At 71.7% G+C, this 26,148-nt stretch carries 23 protein-coding genes and 2 pseudogenes; 8 read left to right on the top strand and 17 right to left on the bottom strand.

Annotated features, from left to right (window positions below; translation table 11 throughout):
* Window positions 1–31: 31 nt before the first annotated feature.
* On the bottom strand, window positions 32–952 hold the full coding sequence (locus QF037_RS18610; RefSeq protein ID WP_307026710.1) for an AEC family transporter: 921 nt from the start codon (window positions 950–952) through the stop codon (window positions 32–34).
* A gap of 143 nt (window positions 953–1,095) precedes the next feature.
* Here QF037_RS18610 and QF037_RS18605 point away from each other — a divergent pair.
* Window positions 1,096–1,335: pseudogene (locus QF037_RS18605) on the top strand (STAS domain-containing protein); the annotation flags it as partial.
* 30 nt (window positions 1,336–1,365) lie between these two features.
* Here QF037_RS18605 and QF037_RS18600 read toward each other — a convergent pair.
* Both QF037_RS18600 and QF037_RS18595 read right to left on the bottom strand, forming a co-directional pair.
* Window positions 1,366–2,388 carry a sigma-70 family RNA polymerase sigma factor gene (locus QF037_RS18600; RefSeq protein WP_307026708.1) on the bottom strand — a complete coding sequence of 341 codons (1,023 nt, stop codon included), beginning with the start codon at window positions 2,386–2,388 and terminating at the stop codon, window positions 1,366–1,368.
* A 264-nt stretch (window positions 2,389–2,652) separates the two neighbouring features.
* Window positions 2,653–3,918, bottom strand: a complete 1,266-nt coding sequence (locus tag QF037_RS18595; RefSeq protein ID WP_307026705.1) for an MFS transporter — start codon at window positions 3,916–3,918, stop codon at window positions 2,653–2,655.
* 63 nt (window positions 3,919–3,981) lie between these two features.
* On the opposite strand from QF037_RS18595, the gene QF037_RS18590 reads away from it, so the two are divergent.
* The gene (locus QF037_RS18590; protein ID WP_307026703.1) at window positions 3,982–4,944 is read left to right on the top strand and encodes a LysR family transcriptional regulator; all 963 of its coding nucleotides are present in this window, start codon (window positions 3,982–3,984) and stop codon (window positions 4,942–4,944) included.
* Here QF037_RS18590 and QF037_RS18585 read toward each other — a convergent pair.
* From QF037_RS18585 to QF037_RS18555, 7 genes are all read right to left on the bottom strand, one after another.
* On the bottom strand, window positions 4,898–5,797 hold the full coding sequence (locus tag QF037_RS18585) for an anchored repeat-type ABC transporter permease subunit (protein ID WP_307026701.1): 900 nt from the start codon (window positions 5,795–5,797) through the stop codon (window positions 4,898–4,900). The genes QF037_RS18590 and QF037_RS18585 overlap by 47 nt on opposite strands.
* Window positions 5,794–6,507, bottom strand: a complete 714-nt coding sequence (locus QF037_RS18580; protein ID WP_373463747.1) for an anchored repeat-type ABC transporter ATP-binding subunit — start codon at window positions 6,505–6,507, stop codon at window positions 5,794–5,796. The genes QF037_RS18585 and QF037_RS18580 overlap by 4 nt, the downstream gene beginning before the upstream one ends.
* On the bottom strand, window positions 6,504–7,892 hold the full coding sequence (locus QF037_RS18575; RefSeq protein WP_307026699.1) for a TIGR03773 family transporter-associated surface protein: 1,389 nt from the start codon (window positions 7,890–7,892) through the stop codon (window positions 6,504–6,506). The genes QF037_RS18580 and QF037_RS18575 overlap by 4 nt, the downstream gene beginning before the upstream one ends.
* The gene (locus QF037_RS18570; RefSeq protein ID WP_307026697.1) at window positions 7,889–9,415 is read right to left on the bottom strand and encodes an anchored repeat ABC transporter, substrate-binding protein; all 1,527 of its coding nucleotides are present in this window, start codon (window positions 9,413–9,415) and stop codon (window positions 7,889–7,891) included. The genes QF037_RS18575 and QF037_RS18570 overlap by 4 nt, the downstream gene beginning before the upstream one ends.
* Window positions 9,412–11,073: a choice-of-anchor M domain-containing protein gene (locus QF037_RS18565; protein ID WP_307026695.1), complete on the bottom strand. Its 1,662-nt coding sequence runs from the start codon at window positions 11,071–11,073 to the stop codon at window positions 9,412–9,414. Before QF037_RS18565 ends, QF037_RS18570 begins: the two co-directional genes overlap by 4 nt.
* Entirely contained in the window at window positions 11,070–11,714 is a 645-nt protein-coding gene (locus QF037_RS18560) for a choice-of-anchor M domain-containing protein (protein WP_307026692.1), read from the bottom strand. The genes QF037_RS18565 and QF037_RS18560 overlap by 4 nt, the downstream gene beginning before the upstream one ends.
* A 152-nt stretch (window positions 11,715–11,866) precedes the next feature.
* Window positions 11,867–12,628 (bottom strand): alpha/beta hydrolase, encoded by a 762-nt coding sequence (locus QF037_RS18555; RefSeq protein WP_307026690.1) that lies wholly within the window; start codon window positions 12,626–12,628, stop codon window positions 11,867–11,869.
* Window positions 12,629–12,742: 114 nt separating this feature from the next.
* On the opposite strand from QF037_RS18555, the gene QF037_RS18550 reads away from it, so the two are divergent.
* Window positions 12,743–13,906 (top strand): adenosine deaminase, encoded by a 1,164-nt coding sequence (locus QF037_RS18550; RefSeq protein ID WP_307026689.1) that lies wholly within the window; start codon window positions 12,743–12,745, stop codon window positions 13,904–13,906.
* Between the two features lie 137 nt (window positions 13,907–14,043).
* A complete protein-coding gene (locus tag QF037_RS18545) occupies window positions 14,044–14,388 on the top strand; it encodes an ATP-binding protein (protein ID WP_307026686.1) in 345 nt (114 codons plus the stop codon).
* 73 nt (window positions 14,389–14,461) lie between these two features.
* Here the strand turns inward: QF037_RS18545 and QF037_RS18540 are convergent, their stop codons facing one another.
* The 5 genes from QF037_RS18540 to afsQ1 all read right to left on the bottom strand — a co-directional run bounded on the left by QF037_RS18540 (window position 14,462) and on the right by afsQ1 (window position 18,298).
* Window positions 14,462–14,671, bottom strand: a complete 210-nt coding sequence (locus QF037_RS18540; RefSeq protein WP_307026684.1) for a PspC domain-containing protein — start codon at window positions 14,669–14,671, stop codon at window positions 14,462–14,464.
* 138 nt (window positions 14,672–14,809) lie between these two features.
* Window positions 14,810–15,361: a VanZ family protein gene (locus tag QF037_RS18535; protein ID WP_307026682.1), complete on the bottom strand. Its 552-nt coding sequence runs from the start codon at window positions 15,359–15,361 to the stop codon at window positions 14,810–14,812.
* Window positions 15,362–15,432: 71 nt separating this feature from the next.
* Window positions 15,433–16,044 (bottom strand): hypothetical protein, encoded by a 612-nt coding sequence (locus tag QF037_RS18530; RefSeq protein ID WP_307026680.1) that lies wholly within the window; start codon window positions 16,042–16,044, stop codon window positions 15,433–15,435.
* A gap of 29 nt (window positions 16,045–16,073) precedes the next feature.
* A complete protein-coding gene (locus tag QF037_RS18525; RefSeq protein WP_307026678.1) occupies window positions 16,074–17,624 on the bottom strand; it encodes a sensor histidine kinase in 1,551 nt (516 codons plus the stop codon).
* Complete coding sequence (afsQ1, locus tag QF037_RS18520) at window positions 17,621–18,298, bottom strand: two-component system response regulator AfsQ1 (RefSeq protein WP_046261189.1); 678 nt, start codon at window positions 18,296–18,298, stop codon at window positions 17,621–17,623. Before afsQ1 ends, QF037_RS18525 begins: the two co-directional genes overlap by 4 nt.
* A gap of 231 nt (window positions 18,299–18,529) precedes the next feature.
* Between afsQ1 and QF037_RS18515 the strand changes: the two are divergent.
* A pseudogene (locus QF037_RS18515) lies at window positions 18,530–19,274 on the top strand (SigE family RNA polymerase sigma factor).
* A 142-nt stretch (window positions 19,275–19,416) separates the two neighbouring features.
* Here QF037_RS18515 and QF037_RS18510 read toward each other — a convergent pair.
* Window positions 19,417–19,755: a DUF6281 family protein gene (locus tag QF037_RS18510; protein ID WP_307026676.1), complete on the bottom strand. Its 339-nt coding sequence runs from the start codon at window positions 19,753–19,755 to the stop codon at window positions 19,417–19,419.
* A 31-nt stretch (window positions 19,756–19,786) separates the two neighbouring features.
* Complete coding sequence (locus QF037_RS18505; protein WP_373463745.1) at window positions 19,787–20,494, bottom strand: uridine kinase family protein; 708 nt, start codon at window positions 20,492–20,494, stop codon at window positions 19,787–19,789.
* 174 nt (window positions 20,495–20,668) lie between these two features.
* Here QF037_RS18505 and asnB point away from each other — a divergent pair, with 174 nt between their 5' ends.
* Genes asnB through QF037_RS18490 form a run of 3 tightly spaced genes read left to right on the top strand, consistent with a single transcriptional unit; the run spans window position 20,669 to window position 26,086 of the window.
* Entirely contained in the window at window positions 20,669–22,507 is a 1,839-nt protein-coding gene (gene asnB / locus QF037_RS18500; protein WP_307026672.1) for an asparagine synthase (glutamine-hydrolyzing), read from the top strand.
* Complete coding sequence (locus tag QF037_RS18495) at window positions 22,507–24,015, top strand: AMP-binding protein (protein WP_307026670.1); 1,509 nt, start codon at window positions 22,507–22,509, stop codon at window positions 24,013–24,015. The genes asnB and QF037_RS18495 overlap by 1 nt, the downstream gene beginning before the upstream one ends.
* Window positions 24,008–26,086: a condensation domain-containing protein gene (locus QF037_RS18490; RefSeq protein WP_307026668.1), complete on the top strand. Its 2,079-nt coding sequence runs from the start codon at window positions 24,008–24,010 to the stop codon at window positions 26,084–26,086. The genes QF037_RS18495 and QF037_RS18490 overlap by 8 nt, the downstream gene beginning before the upstream one ends.
* Window positions 26,087–26,148: the final 62 nt, after the last annotated feature.

Genomic DNA, 26,148 nt, shown 5'->3' with positions numbered 1-26,148 from the left:
TCGGGCGCCGGCCCCTTTTCCGTGCTCACGGTCAGCCCAGCAGCGCCGCGACCACCACCAGGACCGGCACCGACAGCACGGTCGACACCAGGATCGCGTCCCGTGCCAGGCGCTCGCCCACCCGGTAACTCGACGCATACGTATAGAGGTTCTGTGCCGCGGGCAGCGCCGACGTCACCACCACGTCCAGGAGTTGGTGCCCGCGCAGCCCGAACACCCCCACCGCCAGCGCCCAGGCGGCCGCCGGCTGGCCCACCGACTTCAGCGCGACCGAGAGCAGGACCAGGTGGCGGTCCGGGCCCCGGCCCGGCATCGTGCTGCCGCACAGGGAGATGCCGAACGCCAACAGCACCGCCGGGACGGACATGTTGCCGATCAGCGTCACCGGGTCCATGACCGCCGAGGGGATGCGCAGGCCGGTCGCCGAGACCGCGACCCCCGCCAGTGAACCCACCGCGATCGGGTTGCGCAGCGGAGTCAGCAGCCGTAGCCACAGCGGGTCCTTGCCGTCCCGGGCCGACAGGTCCAGGACGGTCAGCGCGATCGGGGTCAGCAGGAGCAGCTGGAACAGCAGCACCGGGGCCACCAGCGAGGCGTCGCCCAGGACGTACACGGCGATCGGGATCCCGAGGTTGCCGGAGTTGACATAGCTGGAGCAGAGCGCGCCGATCGTCGTACGGCCCACGCCCCAGCCGCGTACGACACCCACCGCCACGAAGACGCCCGCCACCGCCGCCGTGCTCAGCGCGGTCACGACCAGGCGGCTGGAGAAGACCATCGACAGGTCGGCCCGCGCGAGTGTGGTGAAGAGCAGGGCCGGGGAGGCGACGTGGAAGGCGAGCTTGGTCAGGACCTCGCGGCCGTTGTCACCGAGGTGGCCGCGGCGGCCGATCAGATACCCGACCGCGATGACCACGGCGATGACGGCGAAGCCGGTCAGCACCCCCTGCACGGAACCTCCTCGTCGGTGAGGAGGGCGTGGGATATCCAGGGCGGTGCTGATCCGTGGGGCATACAGCCAACCCTCTGGGGAAGAGGATGCCCAGGTCAATGTGATCCCGGTCGGTGGACTCCCGCACGACCCCCGCAGCGACGATGAGTTCTGCCCGCCCGCCCGGTCTACAGATCGTGGACGCCATGACACCCGCCGTGCTCGTACTGGCCGGCCCCGTCACCCGGGACGAGGTGGCGGGGCTGTGCGACGACGTGCGGGCACTGCTGGACACGACCGGGGCCGGGGTCGTCGTCTGTGATGTGGCCGGGCTCGGACCGCCGGGGCTCGGGACCGTCGATCTGCTGGCGCGGCTCCAGCTCGCCGCCCGGCGGGCCGGCGGACGGATCAGGCTCAGAGACCCCGACCCGGCCCTACACGCCCTCCTCGACCTGGTCGGACTCCGCTTCGAGAGCGTCGAGATGGAGGGGGAGCCCGAACAGCGGGAACCACCTCTTGGTGTCGAGGAAGAAGTGGAACCCGGTGAGCCGGCCCTCTGAGATCTCCAGGATCTGCACCGCCCACGGTGTGTAGCCGCCCGCCTCCGGGTCCGGCTTGTACTGCGCGAACCCCGGCAGACCGTTGACCTGCACCGGCACCAGGCGTGAGCCCTCGCAGGCCGAGCCCAGGGTCGTCATGAAGCCCGTGATGTCGTCGTGGCCCGTCAGCCACAGGTCGAACGGCGGCATCGTCATGATGGCGTCCTCGTGCAGCAGGGCCGTCAGTGCCGTCATGTCGTACCCCTCGAACGCCGCCATGTAGCGGTCCAGGAGCTTCTGCTGCTCCTCGTCCAGCGGGTCGGACACCGTCGCGTCCGCGCCGTGCCCGTCCCGCTCGGCGAGGGTCGCGCGGGCCCGCTGGAGGGCGCTGTTGACCGAGGCGACCGTGGTGTCGAGCAGCTCGGCGACCTCGCTCGCCTTCCAGGCCAGCACCTCGCGCAGGATCAGCACCGCGCGCTGCTTGGGCGGGAGTTGCTGCAGGGCGGCCATGAAGGCGAGCCGTACGGACTCCTTGGCCACGGCCGCCTCCGCGGGGTCCTCGACGGTGGGCAGGATGCGGGCGTCCGGCATCGGCTCCAGCCAGGTGTGGTCCGGGCGGGGGGAGAGGGCGGCCTGGGCGAGCGGCGTGGAGTCGGTGAGGTCCATGGGCCTCGCGCGTTTGTTGCCGGCCGTCAGCATGTCCAGGCAGACGTTGGTCGCGATGCGGTAGAGCCAGGAGCGGAGGCTGGAACGGCCCTCGAACTTGTCGTAGTTGCGCCAGGCGCGGACCATCGTGTCCTGCACCGCGTCCTCCGCCTCGAAGGACGAGCCGAGCATGCGGTAGCAGTACCCGGTCAGCTCGACCCGGTGCTTCTCCAGCCTGACGTCGAGGTCCGCTGTCATCGTGCTGTCCGTCATCGTCCACCCACCCCTGTGGCCGTTCTGTGTCGCGCCTTTGCGCCCACCACGTTCGAAGCTATCGCAGGGGTCTGACAATGGCGTGCCGAGTGACGAAACATGCAGGCCAGACGCCTTTCGCCCCCGCCGCCCCTACCCGTCCCGTCCCTGGGGGCTGCCGCCCCCTGGGGATGGGAACGGGTAGGGGCGGCGGGGGCGAGAAAAGGCGTTCCCCCTGGCCGACCGACCTCGACCAGGGGGAAGAAAAAAAGGGGGGCGTGCGGCTCAGGCCGCCAGGAGCCGCTGCTGGGCCCGGGCCGCGCGCGTTCCGAGGACGGTGATCGTGACGACGCCGAGCACCGCCAGCAGACCGACGCCGACCGTCCCGGCCCAGCCACCCGCGTGGAAGGCGAGCGCACCGACCGTACTGCCCACACTGGAGCCGATGTAGTACGCCGACTGATACAGCGCCGAGGCCTGCGCCCGCCCCTCGGTCGCCGTCTTGCTGACCGCCGAGGACGCGCAGGCGTGCCCCGCGAAGAACCCACCGGTGATCAGCACCAGCCCCAGCAGGACCAGCACCAGCGAGTCCGCCAGCGACAGCACCAGACCCGCCGCCGTCGTCGCACCCGCCGCGTACAGCGCACCTCGCCGCCCGAGACGGCCCACCAGCCGCCCGGCCGTGGACGCCGACACCGTACCCACCAGGTACACCAGGAAGATCGAGCCGACGACACCCTGCGGCAGATCGAACGGCGCCTCCGTCAGCCGGTACCCGATCACCGTGTACACACCGCCGAACACCGTCATGAACAGCGCGCCGATCGCGTACAGCCGGCACATCAGCGGGTTGGACAGGTGCTCACGGACCGTCCGCACCAGCACCCGCGGCTTCAGCGACCCGGCGACGAAGTGCTTCGGCGCCGGCAGCAGCAGCCGGAACGCCACCGCGCACCCGACCGCGATCGCACCGATCACGCCCAGGGCCACCCGCCAGCCCCACTCCTGCGCCACCCAGCCGGTGATGACGCGGCCGCTCATCCCGCCGACACTGTTGCCCGCGACGAACAGTCCGATCGCCGTGACCAGAGCCTTCGGCCTGACCTCCTCCGCCAGATAGGCCGTCGCGGAAGCCGGAAGACCGGCCAGCGCCGCGCCCTGCAACGCCCGCAGCGCCACCAGCACCGGCAGCGAGGGAGCCAGCGGGACCAGGAGGCCGACCATCACCGCGACCGCCAGCGAGCCCGTCATGACCGTGCGCCGTCCGTACCGCTCCGACAGCGCGCTCATCGGGAGGACGAACAGGGCCAGTGCGCCCGTCGCCGCCGCCACCGTCCAGCTCGCGTCGCTCGCCGCCACCCCGAAGTCGCCGGAGATCAGCGGCAGAAGGGCCTGCGTGGAGTACAGGAGGGCGAAGGTCGCCACCCCGGCGAGGAAGAGGGCGAAGCTCATCCGGCGGTAGCCGGGGCCGCCCGGGGCCATACGGGAGTCGAGATCAGGAACAGCGGATACGGCGCCCATGGTCATGGACGCCTCGGTACTGGCAGGCATGCCTCGAAGTTACGTACACCTCGGTTCATGCGTCCAATGCACGGACTCTCCATAATCGTTCCCATGGTGCATCAACACAGCTCACAGCCTCGGCTGTCACCGTCCAGTGACACACAAGACATGTCGGAGATGTCGATGGTGCTGGCCCCGCGACTGGCGTACTTCGCCGGCGTCGCCCGCACCGAGCACGTCACCCGGGCCGCCCAGGAGATGAACGTCCCGCAGTCCACGCTCTCCCGCGCGATGGTCCGCCTCGAACAGGACCTGGGCGTCGACCTGTTCGCCCGCATCGGCCGCACCGTCTCCCTCACCCCGGCCGGCCGCGCCTTCCTCGGCCACGTCGAACGCGCCCTCGCCGAGATCGACCGCGCCGCCGAGGAGGTCCGCGCCGACGCCGACCCGGCCACCGGCAAGGTCGCCTTCGGTTTTCTGCACACCATGGGCTCGGAGACGGTCCCCGGCCTGATCCGCGCCTTCCGCGCCGACCACCCCCGCGTCCGCTTCAGCCTCGTGCAGAACTACGGCGAGGCGATGATCGAGCGGCTGCGCGCGGGGGAGCTGGACCTGTGTCTGACCTCCCCGGTCCCGGACGCCCCGGACCTGGTCGGCCGCCGCCTCGACGAGCAGAAGCTGCGCCTGGTCGTCCCCGCCGACCACCGCCTCGCCGCCCGCAAGCGCGTGCGCCTCGCCGAGGCCGCCGACGAGACCTTCGTGACCCTGGAACCCAACTACGGCATGCGCCGCATCACCGACGACCTGTGCCAGGAGGCCGGGTTCAAGCCGCGGATCGCCTTCGAGGGAGAGGAGGCCGAGACGCTACGGGGGCTGGTCGCCGCCGGCCTCGGGGTCGCCCTCCTCCCGCCGCCCGCCGTGGCCCGTCCCGGTGTCGTCGAGCTGACGGTCACCGCCCCGCGCGCGGTGCGCGAGATCGGTGTCGCCTGGCTCGACGGCCACCCGGACACGCCACCGGTGGCGGCCTTCAAGAAGTTCCTGCTCGCACAGCGCGGCCGTCTCCTCCCGGACTGACCGGACCGACCACCGTCTTCTTCGCGGCACGCGCGAGCAGCCCGTGCCTGGGCGCCAGGCACCACGTCACCACGAACACCCCGGTCAGGACTACGACGATGGAGCCGCCGGCCGCCAGGTCGTACACGTACGACACATACAGCCCGGCCAGGCTCCCCGCGCAGCCGATCACCGACGCGAGCAGCGTCATGGTCCACAGCCGCTCGGTCAGCAGCCGGGCGGTCGCGGCGGGTGTGATGAGCAGGGCGAGGACGAGGACGTTGCCGACGGCCTCCAGCGACATCACGATCGTGGAGGTCACGACCACGTACAGCGTCAGGTCGAGCCGGAACACCGGCAGCCCGGCCGCCCGTGCCGTCTCCCGGTCCAGGCTGACCGCCACCAGCTCCTTGCGCAGGGCGAGCACGACGGCCACCAGCACCGCCCCGATCCCGGCGACCGTCCAGACGTCCTGCGGCGACACCGCCAGCACCTGCCCGAACAGGAACGAGGACAGGTCGGTCGTCCAGCTGTCCCGCGTCGACACCAGCACGATCCCGAGGCCGAACGCGAAGGCGAAGAAGACGCCGATGACGGTGTCCTCCTTCAGCCGCCGGTTCTGCGACACGTACGCGATGAGCACCGACGTGACGATCCCGGCCGCCGCGCCGCCGAGGAGCAGATTCCCCCCGAAGGTGTAGGCCAGCGCCACCCCGGGGAACGCCGAGTGGGCCACCGCGTCCCCGATGAACGCCATCCCGCGCAGCACGACGTACACCCCGACCACCCCGCACACCAGCCCCACCACGGCGGCGACGGCGAACGCCCGCTGCATGAAGGGCAGTTCCCAGGGGTCGAGCAGGAAGTCGATCACGTCATCGTCTCCGTGGGCATGGCCCGGTCGAGTCCGAAGGCCCGCAGCATCCGGTCCGGTTCGGTCAACAGTTCGGGCCCGCCGTCGGCGACGACCGTCCGGTTGATCAGCACCACCCGGTCGCAGGTGCGGGCGGCGGCCGCCAGGTCGTGGGTGGTCATCAGCAGGGCCCGGCCCTCGGCGGCGAGCTGCCGGAAGAGCTGGTTGAGGAGCTCCTGGGTGGGGACGTCCACGCCGGTGAACGGTTCGTCGAGCAGCAGGAGCCGGGGCTCCGCCGCCAACGCCCGGGCCACGAGCACGCGTTGGCGCTGCCCCCCGGACAGCTCGCCGATGGGGCGGCGGGCCAGCCCGGTGAGCCCGGTGAGCTCCAGGGCCCGTTCCGCGGCCTCCCGGTCGGCCTGCCGGGGCCGCCGAAGCCACCCGATCGTCCTCGTACGTCCGGTCAGCACGGCCCCCGCGACATCGATCGGGAAGTCCCAGGCGAACTCGTGCCGTTGGGGCACGTACCCGGGCCGGGACGCCACCGAAACGGCCCCCGAGACGAGCGGCACGAGCCCGAGCGCCGCCCGCAGCAGCGTCGTCTTCCCCGCCCCGTTGGGCCCGATCAGCCCGACCAGCTCACCCGCCGCCACGGTGAGCGAGGCGTCCTCCAGTGCGAGCCGCCCCCCTAGCACGACGGAGGCGGCCTCGACCCGCAGCACCCCGCTCACACGCCCCGCCGCCGACGCCGTACGCCCCACACCGCACCCCCGCCGACGAGCGCGAGGCCGGCGGCCGCGGTGGCGAGGAGGGTGGGATCGCCGGCGCCGGTGCCGGCCATGGAGCCGGATGAAGTGCCTTGACCGGCGCCGGCCTTGGCGGAGTCCGAGTCCGAGGCGGAAGGGGACGGCGAGGACGACGACCCCGCATCGGAGGAGCCGCCCCCAGGGGTCACGGCGTCCGCCTTCCCGTCCCCGACCACGAACGCCACGGTCTCCGTGTCGCTCACGGCCGTCCCGTCGGCGAGTTTCCCGCTCATCCTGAAGGTCAGCCGGTAGGCGCCCTCCTTCGTGAACGCCCACCCGCCGTGCGCATGCGTGTTCGCGGGGACCTCGAAGGAGTCAGGGACGCCGTCCTTGCTGTTGAACAGCACCTCGGCGCCGGACATCGCGTCGTACGTGTACAGCGCGTACGCGCCCGGTCCCGCGACGTCGGTCAGCGTGAACGTCACGCCGCCCTTCATCGCCCCGGCCGCGACATGGTCCGTCGACCAGCCGGGCCACAGCAGCCCTTCCTGCTGCACCTGGTCGAGCAGCCAGACATCGGTTCCGGGCCTGCCCAGGAAGGCGAAGGCGTCGTTGTCGGGCAGGGTGTTCTTCGCGGCTGGTCCCACGCGCAGGACCAGGGAGGACGGCTCGCGCCAGGTGGTCCTCCCGGAGACCGTGCCGTCCTTGACGTGGATCTGGAGCTTGTCGTCGAGCACGCGGGCGGCGAAGTCGATGTGGCCCTCGTCGAGGACCTTCCGGGTCGAGACGACCTCGGACGCGGCGGCCGTGCGCGGCTTCTCCGCCGGAGCGGCGAGCGCGCGCGCCGGGGCCGCAGGTTCGGGGGTGGCGGTCGGCTCCGCCGGTTCGTCCTCGCCTCCGACCACCACGGTGTACACGGTCCCGACGGACAGCTCCCGCCCGTCCTCCGCCGCCGTACCCGCCGCCTCGAAGATGAGCCGGTAGGTTCCTTCCTCGCTGAACTCCCAGCGCCCGTAGGCCTGTTCACCCACCGGCACCTCGACCCGGTCCGGCACGTCGTCCGCGCTGTCGAAGAGCACGGAGTCGTCCCCGTACACCGTGACATCACCCGGCCCGTCCACCCCGGTCAGCGCCCAGGTCACGGTGTCCCCGGCAAGGGCACCCGACGGCACCCCCGTCGTGTCCCACCCCGGCGCGGCCGAGTCCGCCTCGACGACATGGGCGCTGTCCCCGGGATCGAGCGTCAACTCCCCGTCGGCGTAAGCGATCCTCCCGATCCCGCTCGACGTCTCGTCCGCGACGGCGACCCCGCCCCCCGCGAGTGCGGCCGCCAGCACCACGGCGACCGCGACCCGTTCACTGCCCCTCATCCGGCTGTCCCTCCAAGGCACTTGGCGAGCTCCGTCGCGTTGTGCCGCATCATCGATACGTAGTCGTGGACCTTGTCGTCGAACGAGTCGCCGTAGATCGTGCAGACGTCGACCCCCTCGTCCTGGGCGACCCGTTCCAGCACGTTCGCCCGCGCGGCGAGGTTCGGTTCCACGAACACGGCCGGGACCCGCTTCTCCCGGATGGTGTCGCCGAGCCTCTCCACCTCTGCCGCGCTGGGCTCCTGGTTGGGCACCGGCACGACGAAACCGGCGACCTCCATGCCGTACGCCTTGGCGAGATAGCCGAAGGCGTCATGGGTGGTGATCAGCTTGCGGTTCCGCTCGGGGATGGTCGCGAGCGTCCGTCCGACCTCCTCGTCCAGCGCTCCGAGCCGCTTCAGAGAGGCCGAGGCGTTCTTCGCGTACGTCTTCGCGCCGGCGGGGTCCGCCTTCGCCAACTCGGCCTGGATCCGCCGCACATACGCCTCCGCGTTGGAGACGTCCTCCCAGGCGTGCGGGTCCAGATCGCCGTGCACGTGCTTGCCGAGCACGGCCTGCGGCAGCACCCACAGCGGGTCACCGGCCTCCCCGAGGAAGGAGTACGCACTCTCCTCGGGCACCGACTCCCGCGCCCGGTCGGGCACGTTCAGCACCACCTCGTCCGGCGCGAACCTCCTGCGCTCGCCGCTCTTCTCGTCGTCGGCGCGGACGTACACCTTCCCGGTCCCGGCGTTGAGCGCCAGGTCGGCGTGTCCGCCGTCGAGGACGGTGGCGCCCTCGGGGGCGTCGGTGCCGACGGCGAAGGTGAAGGTGCCGCTGCCGAATTCCTCGGTCCTCCCGTCGAGCGTCTCGGTCCGCCCCTCGACCGTCAGCCGGTACGTTCCCGGCTCGCTGAACGCCCAGTTGACGTGTGTGTGCGCCTCGGGCGGCAGGGTGAAGGAGTCCGAGTCGTCGAAACCGTCACGGGAGTCGACGTACACCTTGGGGCGTCCGAGCGTGTCGGTCAGGTAGACCCGCAGATCCCCCGGCCCCTCCAACCCGGTGGCGGTCGTACGGACTTGGGATCCGTCCCCGGCGACCTCGCCCTCCACCGCCCAGCCGAGCCACAGCACGTCGAGCCCGAGGTCCTCCTCCAGCTTCATCACCGTGCCGCCGTACTGCTCCAGCTTCTCGGCGATCTCGATCTTCGGCGTGGACTTCCGGGCGTTGCTGTGGACCATCTTCATGATCCCGGGCTCCTCCAGCAGCAGCCCGTTGCCGAACACGAGGTCGGCTCGCGCGACCTTCGCCGCGTCCCCCGGGCTCGGCTCGTAGGAGTGCGGGTCGCCGTGGTGCGGCACGATCGACGTCACGTCGACCCGGTCCCCGCCGACCTGCCGGACCAGATCGGCGATGATCGCGGTGGTCGTGGAGACCTTCAACTCGGCTTCGGACGCGTCGGATTCGCTCCGGCCGCAGCCGGCGACCAGCACACAGGCGGCGGTGAGCACCACGGCCGCGACATGCGTGGGACGGCCCCTCATGGGGTTCCCTCCTCCCGGTCGGTCGTACGGCGTCGTCGTACGAGGAACACCCCACCGCCACCCAGCACCAGGGCGGCCACCGCGATCCCCGCGACCGCCGACACCTGGGCACCGGTGGAGGCGAGCGAGCCCGACGTGCCGTCGACGCTCACCGCCACCCCGGAGGCCGCCGCACCCGGTGCCCCGGAAGCGGCAGCCGACGCCGATGCCGATGCCGATGCCGATTCCGACGCGGAAGCGGTGGCCGTGGGCGTCGCCGAGCCGGTCCCGCTCGCACTCGCGGTCGGTGTCGTCGTGGGCGTGGCCGTCGGTTCGTCCCCCGTCCCCGGTGTCACCGTCGACGGATCGGTGTCGTCCCCGACCACCCAGGCGAGGGTCTCCGTGTCACCGACCCGGGTGCCGTCGGCGAGTGTGGCGCCGACGGTGAACGTGGTGCGGTAGACGCCCTCGGCGGAGAAGGCCCAGTCGAAGTGGGCGTGGGTGCCCCCGGCGAGGGTGTGGGTGTCGGGCAGTCCGTCGCCGCTGTTGAGCGGGACGACCGGGGTGCCCGTCGAGTCGCTGTAGAACATCGCGACGTTCCCGGGCCCCTGGACGGAGTCCAGCCGGAAGGAGACCTTGCCGTCGAGGTCGGCCCGGGGGAACTCCCCGGTGTTCCAGCCGGGCCACACGATCCCGGCGTTCTGCTGCAACGGCAGCCACCACACCGCGTCGCCCGGGGCGCCGAGGAAGTCGTACCCCTCGGGGATCTTCCGCTTGGCGGCGGGCCGTACGTGCAGGACGACCCCGCCCGGCTGGTGCCACGTGTGGTCGAGTTCGGACCCCTCCTTGAGCTGGAACTCCAGTGCGCCCTCCACCTTCCGGGCCGCCATGTCGACGTGCCCCTCGGAGATGACGTGCGTCGTGGCGGTGGGAGTCGGGGTGGGGCTCGCGGACGGTGTCGGCGTGGTCCCGTCGCCGGGCGCCACGCTCGACGGATCGACGTCGTCGCCCACCACCACGGCCAGCGTCTCGGTGTCGGTGGCGCCGCCCGCGGTCACGGTGAAGGTGAGCCGGTAGACACCTTCCGCGGTGAACTGCCAGATGGGCAGCAGCCGTTCCGTGTCCCCGGCCAGGGTGAAGGACCGCGGTACGCCCTCCGCGCTGCCGAGATGGGCGATCGCCGGGCCGTTCACGCTGTCGGTCTCACGCGTGTACGTGGCCAGGCCGAAGATGCCGGGCCCCTCGTATCCGGACAGCGCGACCTCGGTGTCCCCGCCCGCCTCGGTGCCCTTCCAGCCCGGCTCGGCCGCGAAGATGTTCGCCGCCTCCCAGCCGCCCAGCTGCCAGGAGTCCATGTTCGTGGTCCCCAGCGCCGTGGCCACCGGGTCCGGCGTGTACTGGAGGGCGGACGGGACGACGTGCAGGACGACCTCGGACGGTTCGCGTACGACCGTGGAGCCGGCTCCACGGTCGTCGATCTGCAACCGCAGCCCGCCGTCCACCTGCCGGGGCGTGAAGTCGAGCTCGCCCTCGTCCAGCACGACGGCACCGCCGGCGGCGCGGGCGTCCCCGCTGCCGCCGGCGACGACCAGCCCTGCCGCGCACAGGAGCACCGCGGCCGTCGTGGTGAGAGCGGCCGCCGTGAAGGCACGCCCGCCGCGCGTCAGGGCTTCCCTCATGAGCTGACGACGACGGTGTAGGTCCCGGTGGCGGTCTTGGCGACACCGCCGACCGTGCCGGAGACCCGGAACGTCAGCTGGTAGGTGCCGGCCTCCTCGAAGGCCCAGTTGGCGTGGTTGTGGGTGGCGACGGCGAAGGTTCTGGACTTGAAGCCGCCGGTGGCGGTGTCACTGTCGAACCAGCGGCTGCCGCTGCCCGCGTAGACGCTGAAGTCCTCGGTCGCGGCACCGTTGCGGGTGGCGCTGACGAGGGTGAACGTGACGTTGTTGTTGGCGAAGACCCCCGTGGTCAGGTGCTCGGTGGAGACGCCGGGGAAGAGCACTCCGGCGGCGGTCGCCTCGGCCTCGGTGTCGGGCAGCAGCCAGACCTGGCTGCCCGAACCGAGGAAGGTGTAGCCCGGGTTGGTGACCTTCGCGGCGGCCGGGACGGCCAGCGTCAGGTCCGCGGGGTCGTACTCGGTGTCGTTCTCCTCGTCATGGGCGTGCAGGCTCAGCGCGGAGCCGTCCCAGTCGGCGTCGAGGACGTCGACATGGCCGGACGACAGGGTCGTCGCGGCGAACGCCGAGGAGTTGAGGCCGGCGGCGGCGAGCGTGGCGGCGGCGAGGCCGGCGACGGTCAGCAGACGGTTGCGGGTACGCAAAAGAGGACCCCCCTTAGGTCATGGACATGCCCCCATGGACACGTAAAGACGATAATCATTTTCAGTAAAGAGTCGCAAGAGGGTCATGAGAGGGACGTGAGGGCGCTGTGAACCGCGTGACGGTGTCGGTCACCGCCGGGCGGTGCTGTCGGCTAGCGCCGCAGCGACCGCCCGAAGCCCGCCGCCAGCGGCATCCGCAGCCCCAGCGGCGGCGGGGCGGCCAGGGCGTCCTCGACGGGACGGGAGAACGCGCGGCCGAACAGTGAGCCCATGACGAAGTCCTCCGCCAGCGCGTGGACTTCGTCCCGGTGCTGACGCAACGCATGGCCGTCCGAGTGGACTTCGAACCGGCAGACGTCCCGGTTCGCCTTCTTCGCCCGTGCCGCGAGCCGGAACGACAGCTCCGGGTCCGTGCGCGCGTCGTTCGTGCCGTGCACCATCAGCACCCGTCGGCCCGCGAGCTGCTTCACCGGTTCGGGGGGCGCCGCCACGTCCTCCTCGGGCAGCCAAGGGGCGATGGCCAGAACGGAGTTGACGGCCTCGTGACCGCCCGCGTGCAGTGCGGCCCGGGCACCCATGTCGACACCGGCCAGGCACACGGCGACATCGCCGTAACGCCGTACGACCTCCTCCGTGGCCCAGTCGGCGTCCCGGGCGAGATGTGCCTCCGCGCCGTTCCAGCCGCGGTAGCGGTAGTGGACGACATGGGTGGCCAGGCCGTCCTCCCGGCCCGCGCGCGCCAGCCGGCGGCCGAGGGCGCGGACGGACGCGTTCGCCATCAGGGGGGACGGTCTGCGGCCGGAGCTCTCCTCGCCGCCGGGGAGCAGCAGCACCACCCCGCTCACCGCCGTCGGTTCCGGACCGAGCGCCCGTCCCAGCCGGGCCGTGCGAACCGGCGTCGCTTGCTGTGCCATGACAGAACAGTGTCAGAAGCGTTGGTGTACTCCACCCGTCGGGGCGGTCACCGTTACGTATCGACGGGTGGAGTACAGCGAGCGATCTACGCGCGTAGGAGTTAGAGTGCGTGAATGACGAGCCAGACTGACCGGACGGGAACCACCCCGAGCTCGGACCAGATCCGCCGGGCACCCAAGGTTCTGCTGCACGATCACCTCGACGGCGGGCTGCGCCCCGGCACCGTCGTCGACCTCGCCCGGGCCACCGGGTACGCCCAACTCCCCGAGAACGACGCCGACAAGCTCGGCATCTGGTTCCGCGAGGCCGCCGACTCCGGTTCGCTGGAACGGTACTTGGAGACCTTTTCCCACACCGTCGGTGTGATGCAGACCCGCGACGCCCTGGTCCGGGTCGCCGCCGAGTGCGCCGAGGACCTCGCCGCCGACGGGGTCGTCTACGCCGAGGTGCGGTACGCCCCCGAGCAGCACCTCGAAGGCGGGCTCAGCCTCGAAGAGGTCGTCGAGGCCGTCAATGAGGGCTTCCGGGAAGGGGAGCGGATCGCCCGCGAGAACGGCCGGCGCATCCGCGTCGGCGCCCTGCTCACCGCGATGCGGCACGCCGCCCGCGCCCTGGAGATCGCCGAACTCGCCAACCGCTACCGCGATCTGGGCGTGGTGGGCTTCGACATCGCGGGCGCCGAGGCCGGCTACCCGCCCACCCGGCACCTCGACGCGTTCGAGTACCTCAAGCGCGAGAACAACCACTTCACCATCCACGCCGGCGAAGCCTTCGGGCTCCCCTCGATCTGGCAGGCCCTGCAGTGGTGCGGCGCCGACCGGCTCGGCCACGGTGTGCGCATCATCGACGACATCCAGGTCCAGCAGGACGGCTCGGTCAAGCTCGGCCGGCTCGCCTCCTACGTGCGGGACAAGCGCATCCCGCTGGAGCTGTGCCCGAGCTCCAATCTCCAGACCGGGGCCGCCGACTCCTATGCCGAGCACCCGATCGGGCTGCTGCGCCGGCTGCACTTCCGGGCCACCGTGAACACCGACAACCGGCTGATGTCCGGCACGAGCATGAGCCGGGAATTCGAGCACCTGGTCGGAGCATTCGGCTACACGCTCGACGACATGCAGTGGTTCTCCGTCAATGCGATGAAATCAGCGTTCATTCCTTTCGATGAACGACTGGCCATGATCAATGACGTCGTCAAGCCCGGTTATGCCGAGCTGAAGTCCGAATGGCTGTTCCAGCAGACCGCCTCCACCAGCGGTTCTGTGGCGGAAGAGGGCTGACCGGGAATCTCGCGGGAATCGAAATGCGGACGGGTATTCACCATCCGTCCGCATTTTGATGTTTGCGGTGGATGCCGATGCGTGTTTACGGTCGTGGACCGCTCACTCACCGTCATCCCATTCGAGGACGCACTTTCATGAAGCAGTCTGCTGCCAAGACCCTCGGTGTCGCCGCCCTCGGTGCCGCCTTCGCCGCCGTCGGCGCGGGTGCCGCGAACGCCGCGCCGGCCGCCTCCCAGGCGCTGGACACCGTCACCAAGACGCTTCCGGCGGAGAACGTCGCCAAGGCGCTGCCGGGAGCCGGTGACGCGCTGTCGCAGGCGCAGCCGGCGGCGGGTCTGGCCGCCGTGACGCCCGCCGCTCAGGGCGCGCTCGCCGACGGCCCGACCAAGCCGGTCGCCGGTCTGCTCGGCGGTCTGCCGATCGGCCAGACCGGGCTGCCCACCCAGGGCCTGCCGCTGAACGGGATCCCGCTCGGCTGAACCCGCCGAACGCCCCGATGGGGCGCACCCCGTACCAGGGGTGCGCCCCATCGGCGTATGTACGTGAGGCCGGTTACCAGGCCGCCTGCGTCTTGTTCACCTTGCCCTCGGAGGGGAACAGGATCCACAGGGCGATGTAGAGCAGGAACTGCGGGCCGGGCAGCAGGCACGAGAGCACGAAGATCACCCGCATCGTGGTGACGGAGGTGCCGAAGCGCCGTGCCAGCGCGGCACACACTCCGCCGATCATGCGGCCGTTGGTGGGGCGGGCAAGGCGGGACATTGGGCACTCCTTTGTTTTGGGTCGCCCGGCCGGTGTCGTCGGGACACGTGGCCTTGGTGGGCTCTGGCTGTCGGCTGCTGTGGGCGGGCTGCCCATCTGCCATCCAAGCTACGGAGCCCGAAGGGACAAAGCGTCGCTCTACGGTGCGATGCCGACCCTGGGAATTGTCGGGGTGCGACCCTGAGAGGGGTCCTCCGCGAGCACGGTCACCCGCCTGGGGGAGTGGGACCTGCGGCGGAACCAGACGCGGCCCGCGGGGATGAAGGCGGCGTGCGCGAGGGCCACGCCCACGGTGTTCAGGAGGACCGAGTCGATGTCGACGACCTGACCGGGGACGCCGGTCTGCAGCAGTTCGATGCCGAGGGAGATCAGGGCGCCCGCGGCGACCGTACGGATCAGGGACGCCAGCGGGGAGACGTACAGCCTGCCGTGCGCCAGCGGGAACAGCACCCCCAGCGGGGCCAGCAGCGCGACCGCCTCACCGATCCGCCGGGCGGCCTGCGGCCAGCCGAGGACCAGGTCGGCCCGGATGCCGGCGAACGGGGTGAGATTCGGTGGCGTCATCCACGGGACATCCAGCGGTCGCAGGGTGAGCCAGGCCACGAACGCGAGATGCGCGACGAGGAGGAAACCCCCCGCCGCCCGCATGCGGATCACGGCGCTGCTGCCGATGAAGCCTTGACGCTGCACGACCCCCTAGACGCGGGGTGCGGCGGGATCGGTTCCGGGCGAACGGGTGAGGCGTCCGACACACCCGTACATCAGCCGTCCGTGACCTCCGTCGACGGCGGTTTCACGCTGGTCGGTTCGGCGCGGACCTCGTCGGTGCACTCGTAGCGGCGCGGGGCAGCGCCGTCCGGGCCGCCGAGGATGACCGACCCGTCGCCCTCGGCGGCGGCCGAGTCGGAGAACGTGCAGACGATCTGGGCGAGGGAGGACTTGGCGAGGGCACCCGGCGGGAAGCTCAGCCGGAGGGTGTCCTCGGGGTCCGCCGGGCGCGGCCCGGTCACCGTCATGCCGTCGCGCACGGTCGTCCGGTACCCGGCATCCGCCTCGCCGGCCGACGGCGCCGCGGCGAGCTGGTTGAGCAGCTCCTGCGCCACCAGCACCCGCCGCCGGGAGTCCGCCGTACCGTCCTCGACGCTCACCGTCCGGTCGACGGCCACCAGCGCCGAACCGCACAGCAGGAACACCTGCACCGCCAGCCCGCGCGAGGACTGCGCGGAGATGTCCGGCTCCGAGACGGAGCAGTGCACCCGTGAGGGCGCGGGCCCGAAGTCCGTCGGGACCTCGGTGGCCCGGATACCGCACCCGGTGGCCAGCGCCGCCAGCACGGGCAGCGCCAGCAGCCGTCGTACGGTCACGGTGCTCATGGCCCGCCGTCCCCGCCCTCGCGTCACGCTCATGAGCTCTTCTCCGCCTCGCACTCCTGCGCCAGCTCCGACCCGTCCCTGGGCAGTCGCAGCGTGAAGACCGCGCCGCCCTCGGGGGAGTTCGCGGCGGTGATCCCGCCGCCGTGGATGTGGGCGTTCTCCAGGGCGATGGAGAGGCCGAGTCCGCTGCCCTCGGAGCGGGGGCGCGACGCGCTCGCCTTGTAGAACCGGTCGAAGACGTGCGGCAGAACGTCCTCGGGGATGCCGGGCCCGTGGTCCCGCACCTCGATGACGACCGAATCGTCCGCCGCACGCACCGCCACCCGCACCGGGGAACCGCCGTGCTTGAGCGCGTTGCCGACCAGGTTCGCCATGATCACGTCCAGGCGGCGCGGGTCGAGCCGGGCGTGGATGCCGCGTTCGGCGTTCAGGTCCACCGCGTCCAGCCAGGCCCGCGCGTCGAGGCAGGCGGTGAGCTGGTCGGCGACGTCGACATCGTCCAGGACGAGACGGGCGGTGCCCGCGTCGAAGCGGGTGACCTCCATCAGGTTCTCCACGAGGTCGTTGAGGCGCCGTGTCTCGCTGACCACCAGCCGTACCGCCGGCTCGATCATCGGGTCCATCGAACCCGACTCCGCCTCCAGCTCCTCCTCCAGGATCTCCGTCACGGCGGTGATCGCGGTGAGCGGCGTCCGCAGTTCATGGCTCATGTCGGCGACGAACCGCCGGGACGCCTCGTCCCGCGCGGCCATGTCGTCGACCCGTTTCTCCAGGGCCTCGGCCGCGTCGTTGAACGTCCGTGACAGATCCGCGAGTTCATCGGTGCCGGACACCCGCAGCCGGGTGTCCAGCTTGCCCTCGCCGAGCCGGCGGGCGGCGACCCCGAGCCGGTGCACCGGCTTCAGTACGGTCGTGGCGGCGGCCTGCGCGAGCAGCGCCGAGCCGATCAGCGCGAGACCGGTGGCGATACCGAGCGACCAGGCAAGGGAGTTGAGGTCCTTCGCCTCCGGCTCCAGCGACTTGAGCATGTAGCCGGTGGTGCCGCCGTTGATGACCTTGGTGCCGGCCACGAGATACGGGGTGCCGTCGTCGACGATCCGCTGCCAGTACAGGTGGTACGCGTACTTGTTGGAGGAGTCGACCTCCTGCGTCTCGTTCACCGCGGCCCGCAGCGACTCGGGGACGTCCTGGACCGAGAAGCCGTTCAGGGCACCGGAGTTGGCGTACAGCGCCTCGCCGTCGGAGCCCTTCGCGACGAGCAGCACGCTGAAGCGCTGGCTGCTGTTGGCCATGTTCTGCGCGGTGCGCTGGAGTTCGTACCGCTCGGGGAGCTCCGGCAGCAGACCCGCGTGGTTCTGCATCTCCTGCTGGAAGTCGCGCAGCACCGCGTCCTGGGTGCGGGTGAGCACCGCCTCGCGGTTGAGCCAGTAGGCGATCCCGGACGCGGACACCGCGGCGGTGAGCGCCACGAGTCCGAAGACCACGACGAGCCGCAGCCGCAGACTGGTGAAGCGCAGTCGTGTCAGATGTCCCTTGCGAGCCGCGGCCCAGCCGCGGATCCCCCCTTGCGCTTGGGTCACTGAGGCGTGTCCAGCCGGTAGCCGACACCACGGACCGTGCGGATCAGTGTCGGGGACGACGGAACGTCCTCGACCTTGGCGCGCAGCCGCTGGACACAGGCGTCCACCAGGCGCGAGTCACCGAGGTAGTCGTGCTCCCAGACCAGCCGCAGCAACTGCTGCCGCGACAGGGCCTGGCCGGGCCGTCGGCTCAGCTCCAGGAGCAGCCTGAGCTCGGTGGGCGTGAGCTGGAGGTCCTCGCCGTTCTTCGTGACGGTCATCGCCGCGCGGTCGATGACCAGGGAGCCGAAGCTCGCCGCGTCGGTCGACTCGCGTTCCCCGCGCCGCAGCACGGCCCGGATCCGGGCGTCCAGCACCCGCCCCTGGATCGGTTTGACGACATAGTCGTCGGCGCCGGACTCCAGTCCGACGACGATGTCGATGTCGTCGCTGCGAGCGGTCAGCAGAATGATCGGCAGCTGGTCCGTGCGCCGGATGCGCCGGCACACCTCGAAACCATCGATGCCGGGCAGCATCACATCCAGCACGATCAGGTCCGGCCGCTGCTCACGCAGCAGCTTCAGGCCGTCCTCGCCGGTGGCAGCCGTGGCAACCCGGTGACCCTGGCGCGTCAGAGACAGCTCCAGGGCCGTACGGATGGCGTCGTCGTCCTCGATCAGCAACAGGGAAGGCACGGGGCTCATTCTGGCCCATGGCGGGGTGCGGTATCGACACCTGTACAGGTACGTACGTGTAGCGCTGCTCTCTGTGACCAAGCTGTGTCTTCCCTGAGGCCGACCCCTGTGACAGGTCTGTGACAGTCGGCGGACACGGTCATGAAGGTGCGAGGGCAAGATTCTCGGCACAGGCAAGGAAGCACAGCCTGGGCAAGCAGAACACCGGAAGTCCACGACGGGGGGCGCGAGATGAACACGCTGCACAGCAACAGCACCAGCGCAGTGATCACGCGTCTGCACGACGTGAACGGGGGCCGGGGTTCCGAGAAGTCCGGCGCCGTGAGCGGGCGGGGGTGCGCTCGCGGCGCTGGGCGTCAGCACACCGCGTACATGACGGTGGTTGACGGTTTCACGGGGGAAGCACACGGGGGAAGCGCGTACAGGGAGGACACGGGGGAGCGTCGTTCGCTGTCGGAGGCGGAGTTCACCGCCTACGTTCAGGAGCGCCGCGCCTCCCTGTACGCAACCGCCTACCACCTGACCGGTGACCGCTTCGAGGCCGAGGACCTGCTCCAGAGCGCGCTGTTCTCGACGTACCGGGCATGGGACCGGATCAGCGACAAGGCGGCCGTCGGGGGATACCTCCGCCGGACGATGACGAATCTGCACATCAGCGCGTGGCGCCGCCGCAAGCTGAACGAGTACCCGACCGAGGAACTGCCGGAGACGCCCGGCGACACGGACGCGATGCGCGGCACCGAGCTGCGTGCGGTCCTGTGGCAGGCGCTGGCCCGGCTGCCCGAACTCCAGCGGACGATGCTGGTCCTTCGTTACTACGAGGGCCGCACCGACCCGGAGATCGCGGACAATCCTCGACATCAGTGTCGGCACGGTGAAGTCCAGCATCTGGCGGTCGCTCCGCCGGCTGCGCGAGGACGAGGTCCTCAGCTTCGGCCGTGACGAGGAAGACGCCTTCGGGGAGCTTGTCGCCTGAGGGTTCGGGGGGAGCAGTACCGGGGGGTTCCACGGGGGAAGCACCACCGGGGGGAAAGCGGGGGAAGCACCACCACGGGGGAAGCACCAAAAAGCGGGACTGGAGGGCCGGGGGGCCCGTCCGGTTCCGCTTTGGTGTGTGGTCAGCGGTGGACCCGCACGAGCTCCGTCCCGGCCGCGCTGTCGCCTACGGCGATGGCCTCCGCCGGATCGACACCCCGCACGACGTACGCGCCCGTCCTGCGTCCGGGGCTGCCGTTGTCCACGCCGTCGCCGGTGTCGTCGCAGGCCTCGACCGTGGCGGTGCCCAGCCGCTCGCCGACGGCGAAGCCGGTCTCCTCGGTGGGCAGATAGCCGCGGCTGTCGTAGGTCACCAGGCCCGAGCAGGAGGCCGCGGCCTCGCCGTCCGCGCCGTCCGCGCATCCGGTGGCGGCCAGCAGCACCGCGGCCGCCACGAGCAGGGTTCCACGTGTGATCGTCATGGCCCTACGACGCCGAAGGCGCCGCAGACGTTCAGCCCGCCGGCGTCGAAGCCGCCGGACGGCGTCCCGCCGCGGCCGCGGCCAGCCGGCCCAGCGCCTCGTCCTTGTCGCACGCGTGGGCGCCGAGCGCGGTCTGCCGGGAGATGATCGTGCGTTCCTGCCGCATCAGCCGCCAGCCGCGGCGCAGCAGGAACGGCACCGACTTGCGGCCCTCCCTGAGGTCCCGCAGGAACCGGCGCCGGAACGTCTGCACGGGACCGCGGCTCAGACACAGGGCGTCGGCCAGCACGCCCAGCTCCTGGCAGCGCGTGACGATCTCCGCGGCGAAGATGCCCTCGGCGATGAACAGCGGGGTCCGGCCGATGTCGACGGTCTCCGCGCCGGTGCGGGCGCTCAGCGAGATGTCGTACTGGGGGACGTCCGTACGACCCGTGCCGCACAGCTCGACGATCGCCGCGACGGCCACGTCCGCGTCCCAGGACTCCGGGTGGTCCCAGTCGATGTCGGAGCTCCCCGCCACCAGCGGCAGAGTCGGGTCGTCGCCCTCCTTGTAGAAGTCGTCGAGCCTGAGGACCGGAAGACCGGAACGGGCCGCGAGAAGGGACTTGCCGGAGCCGGAGGGGCCGCAGAGCAGCACGACTCGCGTCGGTATGGACGAAGGGGAACTCACGGGACACCAGTGTGCGGCATTCACCCGCTGTTCATCGACCCCGCGGACCGGCTTTGCAGTGCGCGTCACATCGGCGACCACCTTCGGTGCCGCACCGGTCACCGTAGGTGGATCACGCAGAGGCCGTAGGGAAGCCACAGCACCAGACCTGGCAACTAGCTGCCAACCGGGGTGACGCACGGGTGCGTCGCGCGTGATCCTCGCCTTCGTCACCCTGCACGCGACGCTGGGAGCGTTCTTTCCATGTGCGGCATAGTCGGCCTTGTCTCCTTCACCCAGGACCTCGCGCACCGCTCAGACCTGGTCGAGTCGATGCGTGGCGCGCTCGCACTGCGCGGTCCGGACGAAGTCAGCGAGTGGTCCTCTCCGAGAGCCCTGTTCGTGCCCCGCCGGCTCGCCGTGGTCGATCTGTCGGGCGGACACCAGCCCGCCGTCGCCACCGACGCGGCGGGCCGCGAGACCGTCGTGCTCAACTACACCGGCGAGGTCTTCAACTTCGCCGAACTGCGCGCCGAACTGCGCGGCCGCGGACATGAGTTCCGCGACCGCAGCGACACCGAGGTGGTGCTGCGCGCCTACCAGGAGTGGGGCCCGGCCTGCGCCGAACGGCTGCGCGGCATGTTCGCCTTCGCCGTGTGGGACGTACGGACCGAGGAACTGGTCCTGATCCGCGACCGCTTCGGCATCTACCCGCTGTTCTACGCCGAGACCCCGGACGGCTTCGCGTTCGGCTCCGAACCCAAGGCGCTGTTCGCCACCGGCCTGGTCGAGCCGGTCGTGGACCGGACCGGACTGCTGGAGGCGCTGTCCTTCACCCCCACCCCGGGCCTGTCGGTGTTCCGGCACACCCGGGAGGTGATCCCGGGCGAGGTCGTCCGCTACTCGCGCGCCGGCGTCAGCCGCGCCCGCTACTGGAACTTCACCCCGCGCGAGCACACCGACGACCTCGCCACCACGGAACGGACCGTGCGCGAGATGCTGGAGGACATCGTCCGGCGCCAGGTGATCTCGGACGTGCCGATCTCCTCGATGCTCTCCGGCGGCCTGGACTCCAGCGCGGTCTGCGCCCTGGTCAACCGCTCACTCGGCGGCGGCGACCGGCTCCAGACCTTCTCCATGGAGTTCGCCTACCACCTGGAGAACTTCCGCCCCGACGAGGTGCACGACTCCCCGGACGCCCCCTACGTCGCCAAGATGGCCGCGCACCTGGGCAGCGAGCACCGCGAGCTGCTGGTCGACCGGGACCACCTGGCCGACCGCGAGGCCCAGGCGGCCGTGGTGCGCGCCCATGAGCGGCCCGTCGCCGGACTCGACATGTACGTGTCGCTGTACCGGCTCTCCCAGGAGGTCCGCCGCTTCTGCACGGTCACCCTCACCGGGGACGGCTCGGACGAGCTGTTCGGCGGCTACATGTGGTTCCACGACCCGTTCTACGTGAAGTCCAGGACCTTCCCCTGGCTCGGCGCCTCGCACCAGATGGAGTTCCTGTCCGGACTCCTGGACCGGGAGCTCTACCACGAGCTCGACTTCGCCGGGTACACCCGGGACCGCTACGAGGAGGCCGTCGCCGAGGTTCCGCTGAGCGGTGAGGAGTCCGCGCACGAACGCCGGATGCGGGAGATCACGTACCTCAACATGACCCGCTATCTGCGGGTCATCCTCGACCGCAAGGACCGCCTCGGGATGGCCGCGTCCATCGAGGGCCGGGTGCCGTTCTGCGACCACGAACTCGCCGAGTACGTCTACAACGTGCCGTGGGAGATGAAGGTCGCCGACGGGCGGGAGAAGAGCCTGCTGCGGGCCGCGGTCCGGGACCTGCTGCCGGAGGCGGTCCTCCAGCGCAAGAAGTCGCCGTACCCGACGGTTCAGGACCCCGCCTACCGCACCGCGCTGCGCGCCCAGCTGAAGGAGATCACCGAGCGGCCCGGGGCCCGGGTGAACGACCTGCTCGACCCCGCGCGCGTCGAGTCCGTGCTGACCGACCCCACCTACGGGCTGCGGGCCGGGGTGACCCGGATGAGCATCGAGGCGGCCGTGCAGCTGGACCACTGGTTCGAGTCCGGCGTACGGGTCGAGCTCTGATGCCGCTCACCGAGCTGCTGGTCGCCGCGTGCGAGACGTACGCGGACCGGGTCGCGGTGGTGCACGAGGACACCGAGTACACGTACGCCCAATTGGACGCCGCCTCCGCCCGGATCGCGGCCGTCCTCGCCGAACGGGGCGTGGCGCCCGGCGCGTCCGTCGGGGTGCTGGCGGGGCGCGGCTGGTGGCGGTGCGCGGCCGTGCTCGGTGTCTGGCGTACGGGAGCGGCGGTCGTCGCCCTGGACCCGGGGCTGCCGGCCGACCGCCTGGACCGGATCATCGACGCGGCGGACGTCCGGCTGACCCTGACCGACGCCCCGCCATCCGTCGACCTCGCTCCGGAGGTGATAACACTCGGGGTCGAGACGCCGGGCGTGACCAAGGAAAGGGCGGCCGACCGGAGCGGCCCTGTCGCCTACGTCGTCGCCACCTCCGGTTCCACGGGGACGCCCAAGTGCGTGGCGGTCGCGCCGGTGGTTCTCGAGGGGCTGGCCGGCTGGCATCTGGACGGGTGGGAGCGGGGCGAGGTGCCGCGCACGCTGCATGCCGCGTCCGTCGGGTTCGACGTCGGGTTCCAGGAGCTGGCGGCGGCCTGGGCCGCGGGCGCGCCGCTGGTCGTGGTCGACGACATCACCCGCCGCGACCCGTTCCTGCTCGCCGCCGTGCTGGAGCGGTACGCCATCGCCCGCGCCTTCCTGCCGGTGACGTCCCTGCACGCGCTGGCCGTCGCGGTGCCGGTGACCGGTCATCGGCTGCCCGCGCTGCGGGAGGTCGTCGTCGCGGGCGAGCGGCTCGTCGTCAACGACGAGGTGCGCGCGCTGTTCACGGGCCTGGACGCGACGCTGGTCAATCAGTACGGGCCCAGCGAGACGCATGTCGTCACCGAGTACCGGCTGCCCCGGGACCCGGCCCGGTGGCCCGCGCATCCGCCGCTCGGCGGCTCCGTGGCCGGCGCCGGGCTGCTGCGGCTGCGGGACGGCGTCCTCGGACCCTTCGCCGAGGGCGAGGAGGCCGAACTCGTCGTCACCGGCCGCTGCCTGGCCACGGGCTACCTCGGCGACGAGCGGCTGACCGGGGAACGGTTCCCAGAGCTGCCGTACGTCGACGGCGGCACCCGGCGCGGCTACCTCACCGGCGATCTCGTGCGCCTGGAGGACGGCCTGCTGCACTTCGTCGGCCGTATCGACGACCAGCTCAAGGTCCGCGGGTACCGCGTGGAGCCGGGCGAGGTCGAGGCCGTGCTGAGCCGGGTCCCCGGGGTGCGCCGGGTCGCCGTCGTCGGCCTCGGCAGGGACCGCACGACCGCGCTGCAGGCCTACGTCGTCCCGGCGGGCGAGGATGGGGCCCCCGACGTCGGCGCGTTGCGCACGGCCTGTGCGGCCGCCCTGCCCGACTACATGGTCCCGGCCCGCTTCGTCCTCGTCCCCGAGCTCCCCCTGACGGCCAACGGCAAGCTCGCCCGCCGCGAACTGCCGGACGCGGTGGGGGCGGGGGGATCGGGTGGCTGAGGCGGTGCGGGAGGTCACGGGGGCGGCGGACCCTCGGGCGTCCGGCGCGGGACCGGTGCTCGTGCGGTTGTCTCCCGCGCAGGAGGCGATGTGGCTGGAGCAGCAGTTGCATCCGCGGTCCATCAACGGCGGGTTCCTGTCGGTGCTCATCAGCGGTGGGGTGACCGCCGAGCGGGTGCGGGCGGCGTGCCTGGCCGTGTGTGAGGATCATCCGCAGCTCAGAGGGCTGGTCACGGACGGGGCCGAGGCGCGGATGGCGATCCGTCCGGCGTCGGACGTGCTCCAGTTCGAGGAGTTGGGGATGGAGGCCGCACCCGGGCAGGAGCTCGCCGCGGCCCGCGACTGGTACCGGGCGCACCGGGTCGGACCCTGGGACCTGACCACCCGCTCGCCCATCACCTTCTCCCTGCTGACGCACGGACCCGACCGGCACACCCTGGTCGTCGGCGTCCACCACATCGCCTTCGACGGGCGCTCCAAGTTCGTCTTCGCCCGCCAGTTCCTGCGCGCCCTCGCCACCGGCCCCCGGCCCCCGCGCGAGAACCACGCCCTGCCCGAACACCCGGCGATCGACGAGGAGCTGGACGACGTCGTCCGGTACTGGCTGAGCGCCGGCCTGCTCGACCTGCCCGGTCTGGTCCTGCCCCGCTCCGCCGGCACCGACGAGGACGCCGCGGTGCGCCCCACGCCCCGTTTCGACCTGCCCGCCGAGCACTGCGCCCGGCTGCGCGAGCTCACCCGGCAGACCGGTGTCAGCTTCTTCACCGGCCTGGTGGCCTGTGCCGCGGCGGTCCTGCACGGGTACGGCAACCGCCGTTTCGTCCTGGGCATCCCGGTGGACACCAGCGTGCCCGAGACCCGGGACCACATCGGCCTCCAGGTCAACGTCGTGCCGTGTCTGATGGAGGCGACACCCGAGACGACGTTCCGGGACCTGCTGGCGGCCGCGGGGGAGGCGCTCGGCCTCGTTCACCGCCATCGCCGGGTCCCCTTCAGCTGGGTCCTGCGCGAACTGCGCCGACGTCACGGCGTGGACGTCAGCCAGGGCGCCTTCGACCGGATCGGCGTGTCCTGTCCGTCGGTCGCGCGGGACCTGGGCGAGGTGGCGGGGCTGGAGTTCGACTGGGACTTCTTCGCGCCCAACTCGACGCGGTCCTTCGACCTCATCCTGCAACTGCGCCGCGAGGGCGACGCCGCCTACGGACGGCTCGACTTCACCCCGGCCGCCCTCGACCAGGCCGGCGCGCGGCGCCTCACGGCCGACTTCACCCGGCTGCTCGGCGCCCTCACCGAGCGCCCCGACGCCCCGCTGCACACCTTCGCCGAACCCCACGTACGTCCCGCCGGGGGCCCCGCACCGGACGGCGACACCGACACCCTGCCGCCCACCGCGCGCGGGTCGTTCCCCGAACTCGCCGCCGCGGCGGCGACCGGCCCGGCGGCCGTCCCGGTCGCGCACTGTCCCGTCGAGCAGTTCCTGCCGACGCCCGCGGTCGCCGCGTACCGGCGTGCGGGCGGCCGTGTCCTGCTGGACGTCGTCGACCCCGCCCTCGGGCGGCTCGGCGTGTGCGACTGGCGGGCGCGGGATCCGTACGGCATCTGGCTCACCGACCCGGCGCCCGGCCGCCCGCTGCGGGTGACCGACCCCGAGGGGCGCACCCTGCCCCGGGGGATCGCGGGGCTGCTGGGCGTCGGCGACGACCCGCGTCCTGGCGGGTTCCGTGCCTGGATCGACGCGGACGGCCGGGTCCGGCTGCTGGGCACCGCGGACCAGGTGCGGCACTGGGTCGGGCGCACCCTGGACCGTGCCGAGGCCGAGACGGTGCTCGCCGCGCTGCCCGGGGTCCAGGAGGCCGCGGTCGTGACCGGCGACAGCGGGGCACTGCGGGTCCGGGCCGCCGTGGTGCCGACCGCGGGCACGGACCCCGACCCCCGGGTGTGGCGCCGTGCCGTGCGCCGCGCCTGGCCCGCGGGCTGGCCCCCGCCCACCGTGCACGTCCTGGACCGGCTGCCCCGGCTGGCGTCCGGGCGGGTCGACGGCGTCGCGCTCGCGGCGGCGCTGGAGAAGTGACGTACCGGCCATGACGTACGAGAGGAAGTGAGCCCCGGGCGGCCCGCGCCGCCGCCCGGGAC

The organism is Streptomyces canus (genome assembly GCF_030815415.1).
GTDB classification, from domain to species: domain Bacteria; phylum Actinomycetota; class Actinomycetes; order Streptomycetales; family Streptomycetaceae; genus Streptomyces; species Streptomyces canus_F.
The sequence above is the reverse complement of the archived record's forward strand: the minus strand, read 5'-3'. Positions and strand labels throughout refer to the sequence as shown.